The sequence below is a fragment of the Sphaerotilus sulfidivorans genome, assembly GCF_013426975.1.
GTDB lineage: Bacteria > Pseudomonadota > Gammaproteobacteria > Burkholderiales > Burkholderiaceae_C > Sphaerotilus > Sphaerotilus sulfidivorans.
The window spans coordinates 134029-156483 of sequence record NZ_JACCPY010000005.1; the positions used below are offsets into that span (position 1 = coordinate 134029).

19 protein-coding genes are annotated in these 22455 nt (G+C 72.8%); 8 read left to right on the forward strand and 11 right to left on the reverse strand.

Annotation, left to right across the window (positions count from 1 at the left end):
• Window position 1: 1 nt before the first annotated feature.
• Genes HZU84_RS05000 through HZU84_RS05020 form a run of 5 tightly spaced genes read left to right on the forward strand, consistent with a single transcriptional unit; the run spans window position 2 to window position 6896 of the window.
• A complete protein-coding gene (locus HZU84_RS05000) occupies window positions 2-1246 on the forward strand; it encodes an oligosaccharide flippase family protein (protein ID WP_180692800.1) in 1245 nt (414 codons plus the stop codon).
• On the forward strand, window positions 1243-2571 hold the full coding sequence (locus HZU84_RS05005; protein WP_149504942.1) for an O-antigen polymerase: 1329 nt from the start codon (window positions 1243-1245) through the stop codon (window positions 2569-2571). The genes HZU84_RS05000 and HZU84_RS05005 overlap by 4 nt, the downstream gene beginning before the upstream one ends.
• Window positions 2568-3593 (forward strand): glycosyltransferase family 2 protein, encoded by a 1026-nt coding sequence (locus tag HZU84_RS05010; protein WP_149504941.1) that lies wholly within the window; start codon window positions 2568-2570, stop codon window positions 3591-3593. Before HZU84_RS05005 ends, HZU84_RS05010 begins: the two co-directional genes overlap by 4 nt.
• A complete protein-coding gene (locus HZU84_RS05015; protein WP_149504940.1) occupies window positions 3587-4654 on the forward strand; it encodes a glycosyltransferase family 4 protein in 1068 nt (355 codons plus the stop codon). Before HZU84_RS05010 ends, HZU84_RS05015 begins: the two co-directional genes overlap by 7 nt.
• Window positions 4655-4664: 10 nt before the next feature.
• Window positions 4665-6896: a polysaccharide biosynthesis tyrosine autokinase gene (locus HZU84_RS05020; protein WP_149504939.1), complete on the forward strand. Its 2232-nt coding sequence runs from the start codon at window positions 4665-4667 to the stop codon at window positions 6894-6896.
• Here the strand turns inward: HZU84_RS05020 and HZU84_RS05025 are convergent.
• From HZU84_RS05025 to HZU84_RS05040, 4 genes are all read right to left on the reverse strand, one after another.
• Window positions 6883-8088 carry a right-handed parallel beta-helix repeat-containing protein gene (locus tag HZU84_RS05025; protein WP_149504938.1) on the reverse strand — a complete coding sequence of 402 codons (1206 nt, stop codon included), beginning with the start codon at window positions 8086-8088 and terminating at the stop codon, window positions 6883-6885. The two genes, HZU84_RS05020 and HZU84_RS05025, sit on opposite strands and share 14 nt — an antisense overlap.
• 167 nt (window positions 8089-8255) lie before the next feature.
• Entirely contained in the window at window positions 8256-8780 is a 525-nt protein-coding gene (locus tag HZU84_RS05030) for a GDP-mannose mannosyl hydrolase (protein WP_149504937.1), read from the reverse strand.
• Between the two features lie 21 nt (window positions 8781-8801).
• On the reverse strand, window positions 8802-10136 hold the full coding sequence (locus HZU84_RS05035; protein WP_149504936.1) for a YfiM family lipoprotein: 1335 nt from the start codon (window positions 10134-10136) through the stop codon (window positions 8802-8804).
• A gap of 67 nt (window positions 10137-10203) precedes the next feature.
• Entirely contained in the window at window positions 10204-10842 is a 639-nt protein-coding gene (locus HZU84_RS05040; RefSeq protein ID WP_149504935.1) for a hypothetical protein, read from the reverse strand.
• Between the two features lie 334 nt (window positions 10843-11176).
• Between HZU84_RS05040 and HZU84_RS20915 the strand changes: the two genes are divergently transcribed.
• Complete coding sequence (locus HZU84_RS20915) at window positions 11177-13576, forward strand: SNF2-related protein (RefSeq protein ID WP_149504934.1); 2400 nt, start codon at window positions 11177-11179, stop codon at window positions 13574-13576.
• Between the two features lie 77 nt (window positions 13577-13653).
• Window positions 13654-14286: a DUF4126 domain-containing protein gene (locus HZU84_RS05050; protein ID WP_220784786.1), complete on the forward strand. Its 633-nt coding sequence runs from the start codon at window positions 13654-13656 to the stop codon at window positions 14284-14286.
• Here the strand turns inward: HZU84_RS05050 and HZU84_RS05055 are convergent.
• The 7 genes from HZU84_RS05055 to argS all read right to left on the reverse strand — a co-directional run bounded on the left by HZU84_RS05055 (window position 14249) and on the right by argS (window position 21010).
• The gene (locus tag HZU84_RS05055; RefSeq protein ID WP_149504932.1) at window positions 14249-14497 is read right to left on the reverse strand and encodes a hypothetical protein; all 249 of its coding nucleotides are present in this window, start codon (window positions 14495-14497) and stop codon (window positions 14249-14251) included. The two genes, HZU84_RS05050 and HZU84_RS05055, sit on opposite strands and share 38 nt — an antisense overlap.
• 211 nt (window positions 14498-14708) lie before the next feature.
• Entirely contained in the window at window positions 14709-16379 is a 1671-nt protein-coding gene (gene rpoN, locus HZU84_RS05060) for an RNA polymerase factor sigma-54 (protein ID WP_149504931.1), read from the reverse strand.
• 7 nt (window positions 16380-16386) lie between these two features.
• Window positions 16387-17142 carry an LPS export ABC transporter ATP-binding protein gene (lptB, locus tag HZU84_RS05065; RefSeq protein WP_149504930.1) on the reverse strand — a complete coding sequence of 252 codons (756 nt, stop codon included), beginning with the start codon at window positions 17140-17142 and terminating at the stop codon, window positions 16387-16389.
• Window positions 17139-17786: a lipopolysaccharide transport periplasmic protein LptA gene (gene lptA, locus HZU84_RS05070; RefSeq protein ID WP_244954360.1), complete on the reverse strand. Its 648-nt coding sequence runs from the start codon at window positions 17784-17786 to the stop codon at window positions 17139-17141. Before lptA ends, lptB begins: the two co-directional genes overlap by 4 nt.
• A gap of 103 nt (window positions 17787-17889) precedes the next feature.
• Window positions 17890-18558 (reverse strand): thiol:disulfide interchange protein DsbA/DsbL, encoded by a 669-nt coding sequence (locus HZU84_RS05075; protein ID WP_149504929.1) that lies wholly within the window; start codon window positions 18556-18558, stop codon window positions 17890-17892.
• Window positions 18559-18618: 60 nt separating this feature from the next.
• Entirely contained in the window at window positions 18619-19290 is a 672-nt protein-coding gene (locus HZU84_RS05080) for an SPOR domain-containing protein (protein WP_180692801.1), read from the reverse strand.
• Window positions 19291-19324: 34 nt separating this feature from the next.
• Entirely contained in the window at window positions 19325-21010 is a 1686-nt protein-coding gene (gene argS, locus HZU84_RS05085; RefSeq protein ID WP_149504927.1) for an arginine--tRNA ligase, read from the reverse strand.
• 97 nt (window positions 21011-21107) lie between these two features.
• On the opposite strand from argS, the gene HZU84_RS05090 reads away from it, so the two are divergent.
• Window positions 21108-22451, forward strand: a complete 1344-nt coding sequence (locus tag HZU84_RS05090) for a serine/threonine-protein kinase (RefSeq protein ID WP_149504926.1) — start codon at window positions 21108-21110, stop codon at window positions 22449-22451.
• Window positions 22452-22455 lie beyond the last annotated feature (4 nt).

The window sequence follows — 22455 nt, forward strand, 5'->3', positions numbered from 1 at the left end:
GGTGCCTGTGCCTGTGCCGGTGCGCCTGCAGCTGCTCGAGCTGACGCTGACCCAGATCGCCACCTTCGCCTTTCCGCTGGTGTTCGCGGTGGTGTGCGGGCGCACGCTGGGCATGCACGACTACGGCGTGGTGTCCTTCTACGCGGCGCTGGGCGGCTTCCTGGGCATGATCATCGAGTTCGGCTTCGACTGGTACGGCACCCGCGAGGTCGCGCGCCGCCGCGACGATGCCGACCATGCGCACCGCACGCTGTGGAACATCACCGCGGCCAAGCTGCTGCTGTGCGCGACGGTGGCCAGCGGCTGCGGTGCGCTGCTGCTGCTGCTGCGTCCGCCCGGCGAGGAGGCGCTGATGCTGGCCTCGCTGGCCTATCTGGTCGGCTTCGCGCTGGATGCCGGCTGGTATGCCCGCGCACTTGAGCAGACCCGGCTGCTGCTGCTGGTCACCACCGGCGTGCGGCTGCTGGGCATCGCGCTGCTGCTGGCGCTGGTGCCGCGCCTGGCGACGATGGAGAGCGCGCTGGCGGTCTACGCGCTGGTGTCGCTGGCCACCAGCGCGTTCACCTGGTGCCTGCTGCTGCGCCGGGGGCTGGCGCGCCGCGCTCGCCTGGACGCCGACCGCATCGGCCAGCTGTTGCGCGGCGCCTCGGCCATCGTCTCGGGCAATGTCAACGGCGCGATGCTGACCAATGGCGGCATCGCGCTGCTGGGCCTGCAGGCCGATGCCGCCACCGTCGGCGCGGCCAGCCTGGCGCTGCGGGTGCGCATGGCCGGGCAGGCGGTGCAGCTGCCGCTGCAGCAGTTCGGCTTCGTGCGCTTCGCGCGGCTGGCGGCCAGCGCGCCGGACGAGGCGCTGCGCTTCGGCCGGCGCCTGCTGGTGGCGATGCTGGCCATCGGCCTGACGGTGGGCACGCTGGCGATGCTGGCCGCGCCGCACATCGTCGGCTATGTGTTTCACCGCGAGGAGCCGCTGGCGGTGGCGCTGGTGCTGCTGCTGGCGCTGAGCGTGCCGCTGCAGGCGGTGGCGGCGCTGTTCGGCCAGCAGTCGCTGATCGCCTTCGGGCTGGAGCGTCACTATGCGCTGGTGCAGACCGCCGCGACGCTGCTGTTCTGCGCGCTGCTGGCGCTGCTGCCGGCGTGGGTGGGCGGCAGCGCCTACGGCTGGGCCCTGCTGGGTGCCGATCTGCTGGTGCTGCTGCTGTCGGGCACGGTGCTGGCGTGCTGCCGGCCGGGGCGGGCGCGATGAGGACCGCCCGCACCGCATCGATGCCGTGGTGGAGCTCGCCGGCGGGCATCGCCTGCGGCTTCCTGCTGCCGCTGATGTTCCTGATCGCCTGGGCCGGCGAGGTGCGCCATCCGGCGCTGACGATCCGTGGCGTGCAGGTGCTCGACCTGGGCTGGCTGATGCTCGGCGGCCTGCTGCTGGCGGCGTTGGCGCTGGGCGGCGCGCTGGGCGCGCAGCTGCAGCCGCGTGCCGGCGCACCGCGCCCGCTGGGCGTCGGCGCGGACCGCGCCGCGCTGGCCATCGGCCTGGTGGCGGTGCTGGCCTTCTCGGTCTGGTTCCGGGATTTCCTGCTCGACCCGGCGCTGCTGTGGGCCACGCTCAGCGGCGCCTACAAGCCCGAGCGCGACAGCATCGAGCTGACGCCGGGGCTGACCTCGCTGGCCAATGTCACGCCGGTGTTCTTCTCGCTCTACCTGTTCCGCCGGCTGGATCCGGGGGGGGCGGGCCGGGGCCCTGCGCTGCCGCTGCCGCGTGCGCTGCATGTGCTGGCGATCGTGCTGGCGCTGCTGACCGCCTTCCGGGTCTATGTCTGGTCGGAGCGGCTGGCGCTGATCGAGTCGCTGGTGCCGCTGGGCCTGGCGGTCGGCCGCTGGGCGGCGGCACGTCCGGGCGCGGCCGGCACGCTGCTGCGGGTGGCCGGGCCGTTCGCCGCCATTCCGCTGGTGATCCTCTACTTCGGCGCGGCCGAGTACGCGCGCTCCTGGGCGTCCGACACCTATCAGGGCCGGCTGGACTTCTGGGAGTTCGCGCTCGGGCGCTTCGCCAGCTACTACTACACCTCGCTGAACAATGGCGCGAGCCTGCTGGCGAACTCTGCCTGGCCGACCTGGACCTTCGAGTTCACGCTCGAGTGGCTGCACCGCGCGCCGCTCGGCCTGGGCCAGCCCTTCTCGACGCTGACCGGCTATGCCGGCCGCACCTTCGAGCAGCACCTGTTCACCTACCAGGACCCGGAGTTCAACAGCCCCTCCGGCCTGTACGCGGTGGTGTCGGACCTCGGCCTGACCGGCGCGGTGGTCTACATGTGCGCGGTCGGCCTGCTCAGCGGCATGGCCTTCCGTGCCTACCGCGAGGGCCGGCTTGCCGGGGTGCTGCTCTATCCGATCTTCTTCATCAGCTTCATGGAGATGTACCGCTATCCCTACCTCGGCACCGCGCGCGCCTTCACCTGGACCTGCGGCATCGTGCTGGCGCTGCTGCTGGCGCGGGTGCTGGCCCCTGCTCCAGCTCCCGCGTCCGCGTCTGCGTCTGCGTCTGCGTCCACGCTGGAAGGCCGCCAGCCATGAACGCGGTGCAGCGGCCGCGCCTGAGCATCGTCGTGCTGAACCGCCAGCGCGAGCGCTTCGTCGCGCATGCGATCGAGTCGGCCTGCGCGCAGACCCTCGAGCGCGAGCAGCCGGGCGCGGTCGAGGTCATCGTCGTCGACGACGGCTCGCGTGACGGCTCGCGCACCGTGATCCGGCGCGTCGCGCCGCAGCTGCGCTGCATCGAGCTCGACGAGGCGGGCCAGGCGGCGGCCATCAATGCCGGCTTCGCCGCTGCCCGCGGCGAGCTGCTGCTTTTCCTGGAGTCGGAAGACTGGCTCTATCCGCAGGCGGCCGCGCAGGTGCTGGCCGCCTGGACGCCGGGCGTGAGCAAGCTGCAGTTCCGTCTGGATCTGGTCGATGCGGATGACCGGCCGCTGGGCCGCCAGCTGCCGCGCCGGCTGCACGAGGGCGCGCAGGCGCTGGCGCTGCTGCGCGAGTTCGGCGCCTATGGCTCGCCGCCGTGCTCGGGCAATGTCTTCCACCGCGACTTCCTGGCACGGGTGCTGCCGCTGGACGAGTCGCCCTGGCAGGCCGGCGCCGATACCGTGCCGATCCTGCTGGCGCCGGCCTGCGGCGCGGTGCGCTCGCTGCCCCAGGCGCTGGGCGCCTACCGCGGCGCCGGGCCGGACGACTGGCTGCCTTCGGCCCGCCACGGCGCGCTGTCCGAGGCCTGCCGTCGCGTCCTGCAGGGCAAGCAGGCGCTGGCCGCCGCGCTGGACCATCTGGTGATCCCGCGCCGGCGCGAGCTGGCGCTGGCGCCCTGGGAGGCGCGCACGCTGGTCATGGGCCTGCGCCTGGGCCCGGCCGATCCGGCGCTGCCACGTGCGCGCACCGCCGGCCGCGCGCTGCGGGCGGTGCTGCGCTGGCCCGATCTGCGCCTGGGCGAGCGTCTGCTGATGCTCGGCTGGATGGCCGGCGTGCTGCTGCTGCCGCGCGCTCTGGCGGGCCGGCTGGCCCGCCAGCATCGCCGCCTGAGCGGCCGGGAAACACCGACATGCTGATCAACGCCCGCTTCCTGACCCGCCCGGCCACCGGCGTGGACCGCTTCGCCATCGAGCTGCTGGGCGCGGGCGCCCGGCTGGGTCTGCTGCCGCAGGCGCGCGCGATCGTGCCGCAGGCTGCCCGGCTGGTCACGCCGCTGCCGCCGGGCCTGGCGCTGGCGCGCGCCGGCCGCCATCAGGGCCACCGCTGGGAGCAGACCGAGCTGCCGGCGCTGGCCGGCGACGAGCCGCTGGTCAATCTGTGCAACACCGCGCCCTGGCGCCACCAGCGCCAGATGGTGGTGATCCACGACGCGGCGGCGGTGGCCAATCCGCGCAACTACGGCTTTGCCTTCCGCCACTGGTACCGGGTCATGCTGGACTCGGTGATGCACCGCGCGCGGGTGGTCACCACGGTGTCGCGCTTCAGCGCCGACGAGCTGGTGCGCCATTTCGGCCGGCCCTTTCTCGACATCGAGGTGCTGCCCGAGGGCGGCGAGCACATCCTGCGCCTGCCGGCCGATCCGACGGTGTTCGAGCGCCTGGACCTGCAGGGCCGGCGCTATGTGCTGGCGGTCGGCAGCCTGTCGCACAACAAGAACTTCGCCGCGGTGCTGAAGGCGATGGCGCTGCTGGACGATCCCGGCATCGTGCTGGTGGCCGCCGGCGGCGGCAATGCGCGCATCTATGCCGGTGCCGCAGGCCTGGATCTGGACGACCGCCGGCTGCAGCGCACCGGCTATGTCAGCGACCAGCAGCTGCGTGCGCTCTACGAGGGTGCGGCCTGCTTCGTCTTCCCGTCCTTCTACGAGGGCTTCGGTCTGCCGCCGCTGGAGGCGATGTGCTGCGGCTGCCCGGTGATCTCCTCCGACCGCGCCTCGCTGCCGGAGGTCTGCGGTGACGCCGCGCTCTACTGCGACCCGGACGATCCGGCCACGCTGGCGGCGCAGCTGCGCCGGCTGCTGGACTCCGACGCGCTGGCGGCCGAGCTGCGCCAGGCCGGCCGCCAGCGTGCCGCCGGCTTCACCTGGGACCGGGCCGCGCACGAGTTCGCCGACCTGATGGACCTGCATTTCGCCTGAGGGATTTCCGATGTTCTCCCCGCCCCGCCCCGAGCGCGTCGCCATCGTCCATGAGTGGCTGGTCAACCATGCCGGCAGCGAGAAGGTGGTCGAGCAGCTGCTGCAGATCTATCCGCAGGCCGACCTGTATGCGGTGGTCGACTTTCTCGGCCCCGGCGAGCGCGGCTTCCTGGGCGGGCGGGTGGCGCGCACCACCTTCATCCAGCGCCTGCCGGGCGCGCGCAGGCGCTTCCGCCACTACCTGCCGCTGATGCCGCTGGCGGTCGAGCAGCATGACCTGTCGGGCTATGACCTGATCGTCTCGTCGAGCCACGCGGTGGCCAAGGGCGTGCTGACCGGGCCGGACCAGCTCCATGTCTGCTACATCCATTCGCCGATCCGCTACGCCTGGGACATGCAGCACCAGTACCTGCGCGAGTCCGGCATGGCGCGTGGCCTGAAGGGCGCCTTCGCCCGCGCGATGCTGCACTACATGCGGCTGTGGGACAGCCGCACCGCCGCCGGCGTCGACCGCTTCGTCGCCAACTCGGCCTTCATCGGCCGGCGGGTGCGCAAGGTCTACCGGCGCGAGGCCGGCGTGGTGCATCCGCCGGTGGATGTGGCGCGCTTCGCGCTGCGCGCCGACAAGGAGGACTTCTACCTGACCGCCTCGCGCATGGTGCCGTACAAGCGCATGCCGATGATCGTCGAGGCCTTCGCGCGCATGCCGCAGCGCCGGCTGGTGGTCATCGGCGACGGTCCCGACATGGACAAGGTGCGCGCCGCCGCCGGCCCGAACGTGACGGTGCTCGGCTTCCAGGACGACGCCACGCTGATCGACCACATGCAGCGCGCGCGCGCCTTCGTCTTCGCCGCCGAGGAGGACTTCGGCATCACCCCGGTCGAGGCCCAGGCCTGCGGCACGCCGGTGATCGCCTACGGCCGCGGCGGCTCGCTGGAGACGGTGCGCGGCCGCGGCGACCCGGCACGGCGCACCGGCGTGTTCTTCGACGCGCAGACGCCCGAGGCGCTGATCGGCGCGGTCGAGGCCTTCGAGGCGCTGCCCGTGCCGATCGCGCCCGAGACCTGCCGCCGCCATGCCGAGGACTTCGCGCCGGAGCGCTTCCGCGAGCGCTTCGCCGCCGAGGTCGAGCGCGCCTGGGCCGCCTTTCACGGCGAGCCTGGCGCGACGACCGTGCCGGTGACCGCCCCGGAGCCCGTCCCGCGCGCGATCTCCCGCCCCGACCCGAACCTGATCTCGATGCCCGACGTTCCTGCCCCTTCTCCTGCCGCTGCCGCGGCCGCCCCCGCGTCGACACCGCCAGCGCCGACCGCACCCGCCGAGCCCGACATCGTGCCGGCGGTGCTGGCCGCCTGGCAGCCGCGGCCCGACCCGATGGCCTTGCCGCCGCAGCCCGCGCCGGCCGCGGCGGTGGTGCCGGCGCATCCGGCCCGGCCGATCGGCGAGCTGCTGCGCACGCTGCGGCCGCTGTCCGACGGCGACATCGCCCACATCCTGGTGGTGCAGCGGCGCATGGGGCTGCGCTTCGGCGAGGCGGCGGTCGCGCTCGATCTGGCCAGCCAGGCCGATGTGCTGCGGGCGCTGTCGATGCAGTTCAACTACCCGTGCGCGCTGGACCTGAGCCGCTTCGGCGCCGGCGGGCTGGTGGTGGCCACCGATCCGCACGGTGCACAGGCCGAGGCCTTTCGCGAGCTGCGCAGCCGCATCCTGGCGGGCCCTCGGGTGCCGCTGGCGGTGCTCAGCCCGGACCGGGGCGACGGCCGCACCCATGTTGCGGCCAATCTGGCCATCACCTTCAGCCAGCTCGGCGAGCGCACCGTGCTGGTCGACGGCAATCTGCGTGCGCCGGCGCTGCACCGCGTCTTCGGCCTGAAGGAGCGCGCCAGCCTGTCGGACCTGCTCAACGGCCGCCGGCCCGCCCGTCCCTTCGATCGCTCGGCCGAGCTGCCGGGGCTGTTCGTCATGCAGGTGGGCGCGCCGCCGCCCAATCCGCTCGAGCTGCTGCAGCAGCCGCTGTTCGCGGTGCTGCTGCGCGAGCTGCAGCGCGAGTTCGACCGCGTCATCGTCGACACCCCACCGGCGCGGGACAGCGCCGACGCGCGTGTCATCGCCGCGACCTGCGGCCAGGCGGTGCTGGTCGGTCGCAACGGCCGCACCGACGCCCGCGCGATGAACCTGCTGGTCGAGCGGCTGCGCCGCACCCGGGCCGACATCGCCGGCGTGGTGCTCAACGCGTACTGAGGGCCGGGCAGTCGAGCCGGGCGCCGCTGGCGCCGGCATCGAGGCGGCCGTCGCGCAGCCGCAGTGCCGGCACGCCGCTGTCCTCGACCGGGTTGTGCCCGATGTGCAGCCGGCCGATGCCGGCCGCGCCGGGCGGCGTCTCATGGCGATGCACCTCGATCGCCGCATGGCCGGTCGGCGCGCCCGCGGCCCGCGCCGCATCCTGCGGCCGGCCGATGCGCATCAGCCGGTTGCGCTCGATGCGCACCTGATCGACGCTCCGGGTGCGCCACGGGCCCTCCTGCGCCACCAGGATGCCGGCGGCGCGCAGCACATCGCTGACGGTGTTGTCCTCCAGCGTGATGCGCTCGCCGCCGACCACCGCCAGTCCGCGCCCCCATCGCCCGCCCGCGACCCGGTTGCCGCGCACCAGAATGTCCTGCACCGGCGCGGGATCGCGCTCGTAGGACACCACCGCGATCAGGTCGTCGCCGGCATCGTTCACCTGGTTGTTCTCGATGCGGCCCTGCCGGCTGCCACCGCTGACATGAATGCCGTCGGCCAGCGTGGCGCTGATCCGGTTGCCGCTCAGCAGGAAGCCGCGGGCGCCGAGCACCAGGATGCCGGCCGCACCGGCGCCCTCGATGCGCACCTGCTGCACCACCTGGCCGGCGCCCTGCAGCACCAGTCTTGACTGCGCCGGCGCGTCGCGGCGCCGGTCGGTGCGCGCCGTGAGCGTCAGCCCGGCCAGCCGCACGCCGTCGGCCTGCAGCAGCAGCGCATGGTCGGCCGGATCGAGCGCCTGCAGCGTCGCGCCCGGCCCCCACAGCGTCAGGCCGGCGCGGTCGATCGCCACGCTGCCGGCCTGCAGATAGCGTCCGGGCGGAAAGACCAGCCAGTCGCCGGGGCGCAACGTGGCCTGCGCGCGACGCAGCGCCTCGTCATCGGGCAGATCGTCATCGGGAACGGCGCCGAAGTCGCTGATGCGCCACACCTGCACGGTGGCGGGCGGCTGCGCCGGCACCGCGGCGGGACAGAGGGACGGGGGAAGGGGGAGCGAGGCGGCCTGCGCATCGCAGGGCAGCAGGCTGCAGCACAGCAGCAGCGCAGCGGCCAGGCCGGGAGAGGCCTCCCCACGCCGGGGCGGGCCGGTGCTGATCGGGTGATTCCGGGTCTGCGACACACTGCCGCGCATCAGGTCCCTTGCATCCATGATGACCGGAGGCTCACCGGATCGGCCCGCGCTGCCCGCGCCCGACGTGAGGATTCAGTGGTATCTTAGACACGGACGCGGTCGTTCCTGTGACTTGGATTAAGCAAAGGTTCAAAAAGAATCAAGCTGTTAAAGCTGGCTTCAGCTTGTGCTGAAACGAGACAGTTTCAGGCCTGGGCCGGCGCCGAGGCTGCGGTGCGCGGTGCGGTGATCGAGGCATCGAAATAGGCCAGGGTGTTCGGATGTACCGCGGGATCGGACCGCAGCTCGGCGGGCGTGAACCAGCGCAGCTCGCGGTGCTGGGCATCGGCGGCCTGCAGCTCGCCCGCGGGCAGGTCCAGCGTCCAGCCGAGCACGACATAGTGGGTCGTCAGCGCGTCGATGCCGGCGAAGTTGTCCGGATACAGATGCTGGTAGACGCCGAGCGGGCGGGCCTGCGCGGCCAGCGCCGCCGGCAGGCCGAGCTCGGCCGCGGCGATGCGCACGATCGCCTGCTCGATGCGTTCGTCCTTCAGGATGCGCCCGCCCGGCACGAACCAGCTCGCCTGCGCCGGGCGGTTGCTGCGCCAGCCCAGCAGCACCCGGCCCTGCGGATCGCGGCAGATCAGGTCGATCGAGACCAGGGGCGTGTGGCGAACCACCTCGACCAGCGTCTCGCGGGGCAGGTGGGTGCGGGGCTGTGGACAACTCATGATGACCTCTTCATTCAGGGTTCAGCGCAGCAGCGGGCGCGACATCACCCGCTGTTCGATCTCGGCCATCATGCGGCGGTAGGGTGCGGCGCCGATGCCGCCGTAGCGGGCCTGGAACTCGGCCTGCGGCATGAACTCGGGCAGGCCGTCGACCGGCGGCATGAAGTCGGCCTCCTTCAGGGTGGCATCCGCGTCCTGCAGCGCCGCGGCGCGCAGCCGGCCGGGGTCCTGCACCGCGATCTGGCCGAAGCGGGTGCCGGCGCGGTCGGCGGCGATGTCGTTGAAGCTGAAGCCGCTGCCGTCGCGCGAGTCGATCACTTCCTTGTAGATGCCGATCGCATCGGCCAGGCGCCCGCCGCCCTCGGCGGCCAGCACCGCCGAGACCAGGAAATGCATCGCGAAGTCCGGCCGGCCGAGCAGCGTGACGGTGCGCGCCGGCGGCCGCGGCCAGTCGCGCGCCTGCGGCACGATGCGCGACAGCGGCTGGCCGGCCGCATGCAGCGCCAGCACCACCAGCGCGGCGCGGTGCTCGGCGGCCAGATCCTGCGGCGGGCAGTCCAGGCCGCAGCGGCCGGCGGCGAAGCCCAGCATCGGCTGCAGCAGCGTCGCCAGCGGGGCGGGCTCCGGCGCCTTGCGCGCCAGCCGCGCCAGCTCTCCAGCATGGGCCTGCAGGCGCTGCTGCAGCGCCTGCGGCACCAGCGAGGCGCGCAGGCGGTCGGGCGTGTCCTCGCGCCACACATAGGCGATCTCGACCTCCTGGGGCTGCAGGCTGACGCGGCGCACCATGTCGATCAGCAGCTCGGCCTGCTCGATCAGGCCGCGGCGGCTCAGCTCATGGCGCAGCAGCGCCTCGGCCAGCGCCGGCGGCACCGGCACCCCGCCCAGGCGCAGCCGCTCCAGCACCGGCAGGCCGGCGGTCTCGCGCAGGTCGGCCTCGATGTTGAGCCAGCGGCCGAAGGGGCTGGCCGGCATCTCCAGACTGGCCTGCAGCCGTGCGCTGCCGGCGCCGGGCACCAGCCGGCTGGGCAGGCGCAGCAGCCGCTGTGTCGCGTCGTTGAGCAGCAGGTCGATGTCGCGGCTGTCGGCGCGCAGCACCCGCAGCGCCGTGCCGTCCGCACCGCGGCCGGCCGCCTGCGGCGCGGGGTGGCGCGGATCGGCCGCGCGCAGCAGCAGCTTGACCCGCAGCAGATCCTCGGCCGACATCGACGCGGCCTCGCGCCGCACCAGCGGCTGGTCGTGCAAGGCCAGCGCCAGCAGCACCAGCGCGGCGACGAGGCCCGACAGCAGCAGCACGCCCAGGCCTTGCAGCAGCCGGCGCAGCACCCGGGAGGAGGAGGGGGATGCGGTTTCTTTCATCTGCGGCGCATCTTAGGCGGGCCGCGCTCGCCCGATCCGGGAAAACCCCTCGTTTTTCCGGCCCGCCTCAGCGGGGCGGCGGCTCGTCGGGCGGGGGGCGCAGGTAGAGCCGGTCGGAATAGGTCGCCAGCCAGTGCGGCCGGAACGCGACGAAGATCGCCACCAGCATGCCGACCAGGAAGGCGTCGCCCCAGGCGGCCAGCCAGCGGCCGATCATCTGCTCGTCCGGATCCAGGCCGGGTGTGGCGCCATGCAGCGCCATCGACAGCGCGCCCGACAGCACGCAGCTCAGCGCGGTCGCGGCGAAGCCCCGTCCGAGGATGTAGACGAAGAGCTGGTTCGGCAGCCAGCGCCGCACCGCCGCGCCCAGCAGCAGCGCGATCGTCGCCGGCATCTGGCCGAGCCAGACCAGCCGGTGCAGCGCCTCGGCCGCATCCAGCCCGGCCATCGCCCAGGTCAGCAGCGTCACCGGCACCAGCGCGAGCATCGCCAGCGGCCAGCCGGTCATCATCAGCAGCATCACCGCGCCCGACAGCGGCTGCACCACCGACATGCCGACATAGCGGTCGGTGCCCCACAGCAGCGGCATCAGCGCGCACCAGGCCAGCCAGATCCACGGCGGCCCCGCCGGGCCGACCAGCCGCCACGGGCGCAGCCACAGCGCCACCGCCAGCGGCCCGGCCGCCAGGAGAAGATCGAGTTCCATGCGCGAATGCTAGAGGCCTTGCGGACCGGCTTTCCTGACCGATCTCCTGACCGGTCGCGCGCTCCTGAAAAACCCGCACTCCTGCCTGTTCCCGAGGGGGCTTGTCGCCTGATTGCGGTGATGGATCGGGAGTGGGGTCGCCATACCGGCTACAGTGCCGCCCAACGCAAAAGACTTCGCACACCGATCGGCCGGCTCTGCCGGCCCAGCCACCATGGCGTCTACCTCATCCCGCAAGACCTCCTCCCCCCGTGCCCGCACTGCGCGCGCCACTTCCACTCCGGCCACTGCGACCACTTCGGCCGTCCCGGTCGACGACACGCCGGCCCTGCCGGTGACGGCGTCCGAGCCGGTGGCCGTCGCCGCTGAGCCGACCGCCGCGGTCCCGGCCAAGCCGGCGCGCAAGCGCGCCGCGCCGCGCCGCAAGGCTGCCGCGTCCGAGCCGGCGGTGATCGAGCCGGTCGAGGCTCCTGTCGCCGAGCCGATCGCCGAGCCGGTCGCCGAAGCCGAACCGCCCGCACCTGAGCCGGCACCGACGCCGGCCAAGCCCGCCCGCAAGCGCGCCGCGCCCCGCGCCCGCAAGACCGCCGCCCAGGCGGAGGTGACGCCGGCCGTGGCCGCCGAACCGGCTGTGGCGCCAGCGCCCGAGCCGGTGCCCGAGCCTGTGGCTGCACCCGTCGAAGAGACGTCTGTCGAGGCGGTGGCCGCTGCCGCACCGGAGCCGGCCGCGAAGACGCCCCGCAAGCGCGCCCCGCGCCGTCGCGCGGCGCCCGAGGCCGCGGTCGAAGGGGCTGCCGAGCCCACGGCCGAACCCGTTGTCGAACCCGTCGTCGAGGCGGCCGCCGAACCTGTCACGGAGCCTGCCGCGGAACCGGCTGTCGCACCGGTGGCCGAGGCCGATGCGCTGCCGCCGGCTGTGGACAACTCCTGTGGACAAGCTGTGGATAACATCGATGATCCGATGCCGCAGCCTGACCCGGAAAAGGAACCCGAGCCGGAAACTGAACCCGAGCCGGAACCCCAGCCGCTGGCGCCGCCCTTCAGCCAGGTCGTGCTCGAGGCGCAGGGCCCGGTGCGTCGTCTGGCCTGGACCCCGGGCCGCGACTGCCCGGCCGAGCTGCTGGCACTGGCCGCGCAGCTGGATCAGCCCACGGCCGCCGCCCCGCTGGTCAATGACCTGGCGCTGCTGGAGATGGTGCGCATCGCCCGCGAGCGCCGCCATGCGCTGCGTGTCGACGAGGCGGTCTGGCTGTGGCTGGCGCCGGCGCGCGACATGCGCGAGCGTGTCCATCTGCTCGAGACCCGCATGCCGGAAGGCCCCGCCAGCCCGCTGCTGACCGCGCTGGTCACGCTGCCGCTGCGCACCTACCAGGGCGAGGGCGCGCTCTACGCCGCCTGCGCTGGCCGCAGCGTGCTGGCCGATGATGCCGGCCTGGGTCGCACGGTGCAGGCGGTGGCCGCGCTGCGCCTGCTGGCGGCCCAGTTCGGCGCCGAGCGTGCGCTGGTGCTGGCCCCGGCCGAGCGCCTGGCGCACTGGGCCGAGCAGTGGCAGACCCTGACCGGCCTGACCGCGCTGCAGGCCGGCTCGGTGGCGGAGATCGGTGCGGCGGCGCAGGCCGAGGCCTCGCCGCAGGCGCCGCTGCTGCTGCTGGCGGATGCCGCGCTGGCGGTGCAGGACGACACGCTGGCCGCGCTCCAGGCCTTTGCGCCCGACAGCGTGGTCGTCGACGAGAGCGACGACGCCAATCTCAGCCCCTGGCTGGACACCGCCTTTGCGGCGGCGCTCGCGACCCTGGACGGCCCGTTTGCGCTGGCGATCGCCCGCACGCCGGTCGAGGTGCGCCCGCGTGCGCTGCGCGCGATGCTGGAATGGATCGACGCGCCGCGCCTGGGCGCGATCGGCCGGCTCGAGGCGCTGGCCGAGGCCCCGGTGGCCGAGCGCCTCGAGGCGCTCGGGCCGTGGCTGCTGCGCCGCACCAAGACCCTGGTGCTGCGCCAGCTGCCCGAGACGGTCGAGGCGATCTGCCCGGTCGAGCTCGATGCGGCCGAGCGGCCGCTGCATGACGCCCGGCTGGCGCAGATCGTCCGTGCGGTGCAGCGCTGGCAGCGCAGCCGCTATCTGTCCGATGCCGACCAGCGCCGCCTGCTGTCGACGCTGCATGCGCTGCGCCTGGGCTGCAATGCCGGCAAGATCGGCACCACGATCGAGGGCATCGAGACGCTGCTGGCCGAGCCGGACATGCGCGTGGTGGTGTTCAGCCAGTGGACCGACAGCCTGGAGGCGCTGTCGGCGGCGCTGTCCGAACGGGGCATCGCGCACCTGGCGCTGCCGGTCGATGCGGCCGGCGAGGCGCGCCGTGCGCTGGTCAGCGCCTTCCAGCAGGACCCGCAGCAGCGGGTGCTGCTGTGCTGCGACGACAGCCCCGGCGGCCAGCTCGGCCTGCGTCATGCCGCCACCGCGATCCTGCATCTGGACCGGCCCTGGAATCCGGCGCTGCTGGCCCAGCGCTTCAGCCGCGTGCACCGCGCCGACCGGGTCCGCCAGGTGCCGGTCTGCCATCTGGTGGCCAGCCACACGCTGGAGGAGCGCCTGGTCCAGGCTCAGGACGATGCCGCCTCGCGCGAGCATTTTGTCGGGCTGATCGACGGCGCCCAGGCCGAGGCCTTCCTCGGCGGCGCCCGTCTGGAGCGCTTCATGGCCGCGCTGGCGGTGCTGGCCGGCCTGCCGGCGTGAAGCGCCGCTGAAGGCCCTCGCCCGGGCCCACCGAAGGTCCGGGCGCACCCGCAGCCGGGCGCGCTAGGATGGATGGCATGTCTGTCTCCTTCGGTACGGCTGAGCTGATGTCGGTCGCCGCGACGCTCGGCTGGGCCAGCGGCCTGCGTCTGTATGCGGTGCTTTTCCTGACCGGGCTGGCCGGCCGCTGCGCTGGCATCGGCCTGCCCGAGGGGCTGCACTGGCTGATGCATCCGCTGGTGCTCGGTGCCAGCGGCCTGATGCTGCTGGTCGAGTTCCTGGCCGACAAGATCCCGGGACTCGACTCCTTCTGGGACATGATCAGCACGCTGGTGCGCGTGCCGGCCGGCGCGGCACTGGCCGCGGCGGTCTTCGGCGGCGACGAGGCGGGCTGGGCGGCGGCGGCGGCCGTGCTGGGCGGCTCGCTGGCGGCCACCGCGCATGCGGCCAAGTCGGCCACCCGTGCGGCGGTCAATGCCTCGCCCGAGCCCTTCAGCAACTGGGGGCTGTCGCTGGCGGGTGATGCGCTGGTGCCGTCGATGCTGTGGCTGGTCTGGCGTGATCCGGTGCTGGCGGCCCTCGTGCTGGGTCTGCTGACGCTGGCGATGCTGCTGCTGCTGTGGCGGCTGGCCTGGCATCTGCGCGCGCTGGCGGCGCGGCTGCGCCGGGCGCTCAGCGGCGCAGCGAGCGATCCGGTGTCGCCGCCCTGAGCGGCGGGCGCAGCAGAGCCGCGAACTGGTCGGCCAGCAGCGCGAGCTCGGCATGGCCGCAGGCGCGGCACAGGCTCAGCACCGCGCGGGCATATTCCGGCGGACCGAGCATCAGCGCGGTGTCGATCTCCTGGCCGGTCTCGCGCCTGAGCAGATCGTGAATGCGGCTGGCGATCTGGTGGCGTGCGGCGGCGGGATCGTCGGTGTTCATCGGGGGCTCCTGAGTGCCCGATGGCCTTTGCATGTGGCGTGCCGGCACAAATCCGGAAAAACCGCCCCGGCGGTGGGCACCTGCACCAGTGCCACTCGGGGTCATCCCGGATTCATTTCACGCCGCGGCGGCCGGGCATGGCGGGGGTGCACCTTGGTGGTGCGCCAGCCCGCGCCCGAGCCCGGGCATCCCGGACGCGGTACCGGATCGCTCAGATCGCCTTGCGCAGGTTGGCTGGCGCGATCTTCAGCGCCTCGCGGTATTTCGCGACCGTGCGGCGCGCGACCTGGATGCCCTGCTCCTCCAGCATCGTGCTGAGCTGGCTGTCGGAGAGCGGCTTCTTCTGGTCCTCCGCGGCGACGAACTGCTTGATCAGCGCGCGCACCGCGGTGCTGGAGGCGTTGCCGCCGGCCTCGGTGTTCAGGCTCGAGCCGAAGAAGTACTTCAGCTCGAAGGTGCCGAAGGGCGTGGCCATGTACTTGGCGGTGGTCACGCGGCTGATGGTCGACTCGTGCAGGCCCAGCTCGTCGGCGATCTCGCGCAGCACCAGCGGCTTCATCGCGATCTCGCCGTGGGTGAAGAAGCCCTTCTGGCGCTCGACGATCGCCTGGCTGACGCGCTGGATGGTGTCGAAGCGCTGCAGGATGTTCTTGACGAACCAGCGCGCCTCCTGGAGCCGCGCCGAGAGCGTCGCGCCGCTGCCGGCGTCGTCGGCGCCGCGCTGGCCGCGGTGCTGGCGCAGCGCCTGTGCGTACATGTCGTTGATGCGCAGCCTGGGCATCACGTCCGGATTGAGCACGACCCGCCAGCCGCGGCCGGCCTTCTGCACGATGACGTCGGGCACGACGATGTTGGCCTCGGCGCGCGCGAAGCGCCGGCCCGGCTTGGGCTCGAGCGTGACGATCAGCGACTGCGCGTCGCGGATGTCGTCCTCGTCGGCGCCGGTGGCGGCCACCAGCTTCTTCATGTCGCGCCGCGCCAGCAGCTCCAGATGGCCCTGGCAGATCAGGATCGCGACCCGGCGCGCCTCGGTGGCGTCATGCTCGCGCAGCTGCAGCACCAGGCATTCGCCCAGGTCGCGCGCGCCCACGCCGCAGGGCTCGAGGTTCTGCAGCCAGCCCAGCGCGCAGCGCAGCCGGCCGAGCAGCTCTTCGCGCAGCTCGGCGGCGGCCTGTGCCTCCTCCGGCGTCGGGGCCTCGGGCAGCTCGGCCTGGTCGAGGTCGACCGCGGTGACCTCGCCCGGCGCGACATCGCGGCCGAGCGCCTCGCCCAGCTCCAGGCCCACGGCCAGGCGCTCGGCGATCTCCTCGAGCGGATCGGCCAGATAGCCGTCCTCGGTCAGCGAGTCGATCAGCGCCTCGACCAGCAGCTGGTCCTCGGGCGCCAGGCGCATGCCGCGCAGCTGGCTGCGCAGGTGGTCGGGCAGGCTCTCGGCGACGCTGGAGCGCTCGCTCCAGTCGCTGTCCTCGTCGTCGGGTGCGCCGTTGCGGGTGCCGCCGACGTCCAACAGGCTCTGGTAGTCGTCCTGGCCGCTGTCCCAGTCGCTGCCGGCGTCGCCGCCTTCGAAGTCGAGCTGGTCGACGCCGGCGCTCTCGCCGTCGCCGCTGCTGCCGCTGTCGGCTGGCGCCTCGCCGGCGGAGTCGGTGCCGGGCGCGCTCCAGTCCTCGCGCTCGGCGGCCGTGCTGGTGCCGCCCTCGACGGTGACCGCCTCCGGGCCGCCGCCGCTGTCCTCGTCGGCTTCGAGGAAGGGGTTCTGCTCGAGCATCTGCTCGACTTCCTGATGCAGCTCCAGCGTCGAGAGCTGCAGCAGCCGGATCGACTGCTGGAGCTGCGGCGTGAGCGCCAGATGCTGCGACAGGCGGACCTGGAGGGAAGGTTTCATGGGGCGGTCACATCCGGAAGTGTTCGCCGAGGTAGACCTTGCGGACCTGCGGGTTCTCGACGATCGCCGCCGGCTCCCCTTCGGCCAGCACGCGGCCCTCGCTGATGATGTAGGCGCGGTCGCAGATGCCCAGCGTCTCGCGCACGTTGTGGTCGGTGATCAGCACGCCGATCTGCCGCGCCTTCAGGAAGCCGATGATGCGCTGGATCTCGATCACCGCGATCGGATCGACCCCGGCGAAGGGCTCGTCGAGCAGGATGAAGCGCGGCTGCGTGGCCAGCGCCCGCGCGATCTCGACACGCCGGCGCTCGCCGCCGGACAGCGCCGGCGCCGGGCTGTCGCGCAGCCGCTCGATCGACAGGTCGGCCAGCAGCGCGCCGAGCTGCTCGTCGATGGCCCGGCGGCCCAGCGGCCGGCCGTCGGCATCCTGCTGCAGCTCCAGCACCGCACGAATGTTCTCCTCGACCGTCAGGCGGCGGAAGATCGAGGCCTCCTGGGGCAGGTAGGACAGGCCGAGGCGGGCGCGCTGGTGGATCGGCAACTGCTCGACCCGCTCGCCGTCGATGCGGATCTGGCCGGCATCGGCCCGGACCAGGCCGACGAGCATGTAGAAGCTGGTGGTCTTGCCGGCGCCGTTCGGTCCGAGCAGGCCGACGACCTCGCCGCTGTGCACCGCCAGATGCACATCCTTGACGACCAGGCGAGCGCCGTAGCGCTTCTGCAGGCCCTCGGCCTCGAGGCGCTGGCGGGGCGGGGCGCTCAACGTGCACCCTCTGCCGCAGCGTCGGCACCGGCCGGGCGCGAGGCGGCGCCGGTCGGCCGGGGCGTCAGCACGCCGCGCACCCGGCCGCTGGCGGCGCCGGGCGCCGCGGGCTGCGCGCTGGCCGACGTGCCGCCCTGCACCTCGAAGACATCGCGGCCGTGGTCGTAGACGATGGTCTGGCCGCTGACCTGGTCGGCCGGCGCGCCGGCGCGCAGCACCCGCACCTGCGCCTGGCCGATGAAGCGCACCGTCTCGCTGACGCTGTCGTACTCGATGCGGCGCGACTGGCCCTCGACCGTCTCGTCGACGCCTTCGCGCTTCTGGCGGAAGGTGACGAACTGGCCGTCGGTCGCGGTGGCGATCGCGAACTGGCCGCCCTGCGGGGTTTCCTTCAATTCGACCTGGGCCGCCTTCAGCAGCAGCGTGCCGCGGCTGATCTCGACCCCGCCGCTGAGCACCCGGACCTTGCGCTTGCCGTCGAGCACCATGCGTCCGGCGTCGAAGGCCAGCGGCTGCGAGCTGTCAGCGCGCTCGGCCCGGGCGGGCGCGATGCTGGCGATCATCAGCAGGGCCGCCGCCAGCAGGGCCGGGGCCGAACGCAGGCAGCGGTGTGAAAACCAGCACGGAACAGCGACAGCAGCCATCAGTGGCAATCGAAGGCATGAAAATTGCATTGTAGCCTTCGATCCGCCCGGTGTCACCGGGCGGGCGGCCGCAGCAGGCGGCCGGTTCCAGGTCCGCCGGGCCTCAGCCCTTGCGCAGGCTGGCGACGAGCTGGTCGGTCAGCGCCAGCGCGCGGGTCTGGCCCTGGATCTCGGAGGCGCCTTCGCCGCCGGCCAGCGCCGGCGAGGTGTAGAAGCGGCCGTGAATGCCCAGGGCCGGCACGCCGTCGATCTTGTAGGCCTCGGAGAGCTGCTTGCCCTGGCGCACCTTGCTCTGCACGCCGAAGGAGTTGTACATCTCGGTGAACTTGGTGCGATCGACGCCGTTGGCGACGACGAAGTCGATGACCGCCTCGGGCTTGTCCAGCCGCGCGCCCTGCTGGTGGACCGCGTAGAACACCTTGCGGTGCAGCGCCTCGACCAGGTTCATGTTCTCCAGCGTGGCATAGAGCCGCTGCAGCGGCTCGAAGCTCGGACGGAAGGCGACATGCACGCGGCGGAAGGCGACATCGGCCGGCAGCTTCTTGACCCAGGCCTCGAGCGTCGGCTCGAAGGCGTTGCAGTGCGGGCAGCCGTACCAGAAGAACTCGAGCACCTCGATCCTGCCGGCGGGAGCGGAGACCGGCACCGGCTGCTGCAGCCGCACATAGTGGCGGCCTTCCTGGAAACCGGCCTGGGCCGAGGCCGGTGCGCTGACCAGACCGCCCAGTGCCAGCGCGGCACTGCTTCCGGCGACGAACTCGCGACGCTTCATTCGATGGTTCCTTTCGATGGTTCTGTGCAGGCCGTTCGGATCCGATCCGGGCCCGAAGGTTCAGCGCGGCACGCGCACCAGCGCGGCATCGCCCTGGCCCGAGGCCGAGAGCTGGTCGCGCATGCGTTCCGCGTCTTCCCGGCTGTCGTAGGGGCCCAGGCGGACACGGTGCATCACGCGGCCGTTCTGCTCGCGCTCGGTGATGCGGGCCTTGAGCCCGTTCATCGCCAGCCGCGCGCGCTGCTGCTCGGCCTCGTCGGCGCTGCCATACGCACCGACCTGCACGAAGTAGGTGAACGGATCAGCCCCGGTCTTGGCTGACGTCTCGCCACCTGCCGGGGCCGGTGCCGAGGCGCCGGCCTCGGCCCGTGCGGGCGGCTTCGAGGCCGGGCGGGCCGGCGGCGGGGCGCTGGCGGCCTCTGGCGGGCGGCTCTGGCGCTCGGCGATCGCGCCGATCGGGTCGGGCTCCTGGGCCGGCGGTGCGGCGGGCGGCGGCTCGGCGGGGCGGCCGGGCGGACGGCCGTGCAGCGGCGCGTTCGGATCCCACTGGCGGTTCTTCTCCGCCTCGGCGGCATCCTGCTCCGCGGTGCGGCCCGGCACCTTGTCGACGAACGGCACCGGCGCCTTGGTGACGAAGACCGCCACCCCCAGCGCCAGCACCAGACCGCCCAGCAGGCCCACCACCACGCCGACGCCGAAGCCGCCGCGCTGAGTCTTCGCTTTCGATGCCATCACCGTTGTTCTCGTCATCGCGCCGCCGGGCGGCTCACATGCGCTCGGGCGCGCTCACGCCCAGCACCGCCAGCGCGTTGCGCAGCACCTGTGCGGTGGCCTGCAGCAGCGCCATGCGCGCGGCCATCGCGGCGGCCGAGCCGTCGAGGAAGCGCACCGCGGCGTAGTAGCTGTGGTAGGCCGAGGCCAGGTCGCGCAGGTAGAAGGCGACATCGTGCGGCGCCAGCCCTTCGGCGGCGCGCGCCAGCATCTCGGGGTACTCGGCCAGCCTGTTCATCAGCGCAAACTCGGTCGGCGCGTCCAGCACCGCCAGGTCGGCGGTGGCCAGCACGGCCGGGTCGCCGCCGTGCTCGGCCTTCCACTTCTCCAGCACCGAGCAGATGCGCGCATGCGCGTACTGCACGTAGAACACCGGGTTCTCGTCGTTGGCCTTCAGCGCCAGGTCGACGTCGAAGACGAACTCGGTGTCTGCCTTGCGGCTGATCAGGAAGAAGCGCACCGCGTCGCGGCTGGTCCACTCGATCAGGTCGCGCAGCGTCACGTACGAGCCGGCGCGCTTGGAGATCTTCACCTCCTCGCCGCCCTTCATGACGGTGACCATCTTGTGCAGCACATAGTCGGGCCAGCCGGTCGGGATGCCGACGCCGGCCGCCTGCAGGCCGGCGCGCACCCGCGCGATCGTGCCGTGGTGGTCCGAGCCCTGCACGTTGACGACCTTGTCGAAGCCGCGCTGCCACTTGTGGACGTGGTAGGCCACGTCGGGCACGAAGTAGGTGTAGCCGCCGTCGGACTTGCGCATCACGCGGTCCTTGTCGTCGCCGTAGTCGGTCGAGCGCAGCCAGAGGGCCCCGCCGTCCTCGAAGGTCTTGCCGGCGGCCACCAGCTTCGCCACCGCCTCCTCGACCCGGCCCGAGGTGTACAGGCTCGACTCGAGGTAGTAGTGGTCGAAGCGCACGCCGAAGGCGCGCAGGTCCAGATCCTGCTCGTGGCGCAGGTAGGCCACCGCGAACTGGCGGATGCCGTCGAGGTCGTCCGGGTCGCCCGAGCCGGTGAACTCGCGGTCGTCGGCCTGGACGGTGGCGCGCGCCATGAAGGCGTCGGCGATGTCCTGGATGTAGTCGCCGTTGTAGGCCGATTCGGGCCACTCGGCGTCGCCGGGCTTCAGGCCCTTCAGGCGGCACTGGGTCGAGTTGGCCAGCGTGGCGATCTGCACGCCCGCATCGTTGTAGTAGAACTCGCGGTGCACCTGCCAGCCCTGCGAGGCGTAGAGGTTGCACAGCGCGTCGCCCAGGGCGCCCTGGCGGCCGTGGCCGACATGCAGCGGCCCGGTCGGGTTGGCCGAGACGAACTCGACCATCACCTTGCGGCCGTTGGCCGCGGCCTGGCCGAAGCCGGCGCCTTCGGCCAGCACCTGCGCCACGACCTGCTGGCGCGCGGCGGGCTTCAGGCGGATGTTGATGAAGCCGGGGCCGGCGATCTCCAGCGCCTCGACCCACTGCTGCACCGCCGGGCGGGCCTGCAGCGCGGCGATCAGCGCGCCGGCCAGCTCGCGCGGGTTCTTCTTCTGCGGTCGGGCCAGCTGCATCGCGGCGGTGCAGGCGAGGTCGCCGTGGGCGGCCTGCTTCGGGCTTTCGAAGGCGGGCTCGATCGCCGCACCCGGCGCGATCTCGGCCAGCGCGTCGCCGAGGGCGGCGAGGAGTTGCTCTTTGGCTTGAATCATGGGGCGGATTCTACGGGGCGGGTCAGCCGAGCAATCCGCACTTGTGTCGGGCAGGGGCCGGTGAAAAGATCGCCCACCCTGTCCGAGCCCGCCGCCGATGATCGATCTTTCCGACCCGGACCTCTCCGACCCGCCGCAGCGCATCGGCAAGTACCGCGTGATCCGCCGTCTCGGCGAGGGCACGACCAGCGAGGTCTTCCTCTGTCACGACGAGTTCAACGATCGCCAGGTGGCGGTCAAGCGGGTGCGCGCCAGCGTGCTGGGCGATGCGGCCGATGCGCATGTCTTCGCGCGCTTCTTCGCCTCCGAGGCGGCGCTGGCCGGGCGGCTGCACCATCCGAACGTGGTCGACATCCTGGATGCGATGCCCGATCCGCGTGCGCCCTGCGTGGTGATGGAGTACGTGCCCGGCACGACGCTGCGGGCCTTCTGCGCGCCCGACCACCTGCTGCCGCTCGACCAGATCGTCGAAATCGGCTTCAAGTGCGCGATGGCGCTGGGCTACTGCTACCGCCAGGGGCTGATCCACCGCGACGTCAAGCCGGCCAACATCCTGACCGTGGGCAGCGACCGCGAGGTGCGCGACATCAAGCTGACCGACTTCGGCAGCGCGCTGAACCTGCGCTCGGACGAGACGCAGGTCCACCGCGTCGGCTCGCTGGCCTACATGTCGCCGGAGCAGCTCGACGGCGCCGAGCTCGACGCGCGTGCCGACATCTACGGCCTGGGCGCGGTGCTCTATCACCTGATCGCCGGCCACGCGCCCTTCGAGGCCTCCAGCCAGGCCAGCCTGATGCACCAGATCTGCCATGTCGAGCCGCCCTCGCTGGTGGGCGTGCGCACCGGGGTCTCGCCGGCGCTCGACCGGGTGGTGCGCCGCTGCCTGGCCAAGCGCGCCGACGACCGCCATCCCTCGTGGGAGGCGCTCGGCGAGGCGCTCTCCGGCCTGATCGCGATGCAGCATGTGCCGCGCGGCGCGGTGCAGGGCGTGCTCGACTCCGAGCGCTTCACGCTGCTGCGCACGCTGGACTTCTTCACCCGCTTCGGCGACATCGCGCTGTGGGAGGTGGTGCACCGCGCGCGCTGGGAGCGCCTGCCCGCCGGCCAGGCGCTGTACCGCCGCGGCGAGGAGGGCCGCACCTTCCACATCATCGCCACCGGCACGCTGGAGGTCTGGCGCGACGGCCGGCGCGTGGCGCTGCTGGGCTCGGGCACCTCGGTCGGCGAGATGGCCTATCTGGCGCCCAATCCGGAGCTGCGGGTGCACAGCACCGACGTGATCGTGACCGACAGCGCCACGACGATCTCGTTCACGCCCGACACCCTGGCCCGGCTGAGCCCGGCCACCCGGCATCTGTTCGACGAGGCCTTCATCCGGGTGCTGGTGCGCCGGCTGCATGCCGCGCACGAGGCGCTGGCCCACCCGCGCCGCATCCTGTAGCAGT

What these genes read in the sequence shown, in the direction of transcription:
- HZU84_RS05005 (WP_149504942.1), top strand. Translation starts at nt 1,243, where the DNA reads ATGAGGACCGCCCGCACCGCATCGATGCCGTGGTGGAGCTCGCCGGCG.
- rpoN (WP_149504931.1), bottom strand. Translation starts at nt 16,379, where the DNA reads ATGAAACCTTCCCTCCAGGTCCGCCTGTCGCAGCATCTGGCGCTCACG.
- HZU84_RS05090 (WP_149504926.1), top strand. Translation starts at nt 21,108, where the DNA reads ATGATCGATCTTTCCGACCCGGACCTCTCCGACCCGCCGCAGCGCATC.
- HZU84_RS05030 (WP_149504937.1), bottom strand. Translation starts at nt 8,780, where the DNA reads ATGAGTTGTCCACAGCCCCGCACCCACCTGCCCCGCGAGACGCTGGTC.
- HZU84_RS05025 (WP_149504938.1), bottom strand. Translation starts at nt 8,088, where the DNA reads ATGGATGCAAGGGACCTGATGCGCGGCAGTGTGTCGCAGACCCGGAAT.
- lptA (WP_244954360.1), bottom strand. Translation starts at nt 17,786, where the DNA reads ATGGCTGCTGTCGCTGTTCCGTGCTGGTTTTCACACCGCTGCCTGCGT.
- HZU84_RS05015 (WP_149504940.1), top strand. Translation starts at nt 3,587, where the DNA reads ATGCTGATCAACGCCCGCTTCCTGACCCGCCCGGCCACCGGCGTGGAC.
- HZU84_RS05050 (WP_220784786.1), top strand. Translation starts at nt 13,654, where the DNA reads ATGTCTGTCTCCTTCGGTACGGCTGAGCTGATGTCGGTCGCCGCGACG.
- HZU84_RS05075 (WP_149504929.1), bottom strand. Translation starts at nt 18,558, where the DNA reads ATGAAGCGTCGCGAGTTCGTCGCCGGAAGCAGTGCCGCGCTGGCACTG.
- HZU84_RS05020 (WP_149504939.1), top strand. Translation starts at nt 4,665, where the DNA reads ATGTTCTCCCCGCCCCGCCCCGAGCGCGTCGCCATCGTCCATGAGTGG.
- HZU84_RS05035 (WP_149504936.1), bottom strand. Translation starts at nt 10,136, where the DNA reads ATGAAAGAAACCGCATCCCCCTCCTCCTCCCGGGTGCTGCGCCGGCTG.
- argS (WP_149504927.1), bottom strand. Translation starts at nt 21,010, where the DNA reads ATGATTCAAGCCAAAGAGCAACTCCTCGCCGCCCTCGGCGACGCGCTG.
- HZU84_RS05040 (WP_149504935.1), bottom strand. Translation starts at nt 10,842, where the DNA reads ATGGAACTCGATCTTCTCCTGGCGGCCGGGCCGCTGGCGGTGGCGCTG.
- HZU84_RS05010 (WP_149504941.1), top strand. Translation starts at nt 2,568, where the DNA reads ATGAACGCGGTGCAGCGGCCGCGCCTGAGCATCGTCGTGCTGAACCGC.
- HZU84_RS05080 (WP_180692801.1), bottom strand. Translation starts at nt 19,290, where the DNA reads ATGGCATCGAAAGCGAAGACTCAGCGCGGCGGCTTCGGCGTCGGCGTG.
- HZU84_RS05055 (WP_149504932.1), bottom strand. Translation starts at nt 14,497, where the DNA reads ATGAACACCGACGATCCCGCCGCCGCACGCCACCAGATCGCCAGCCGC.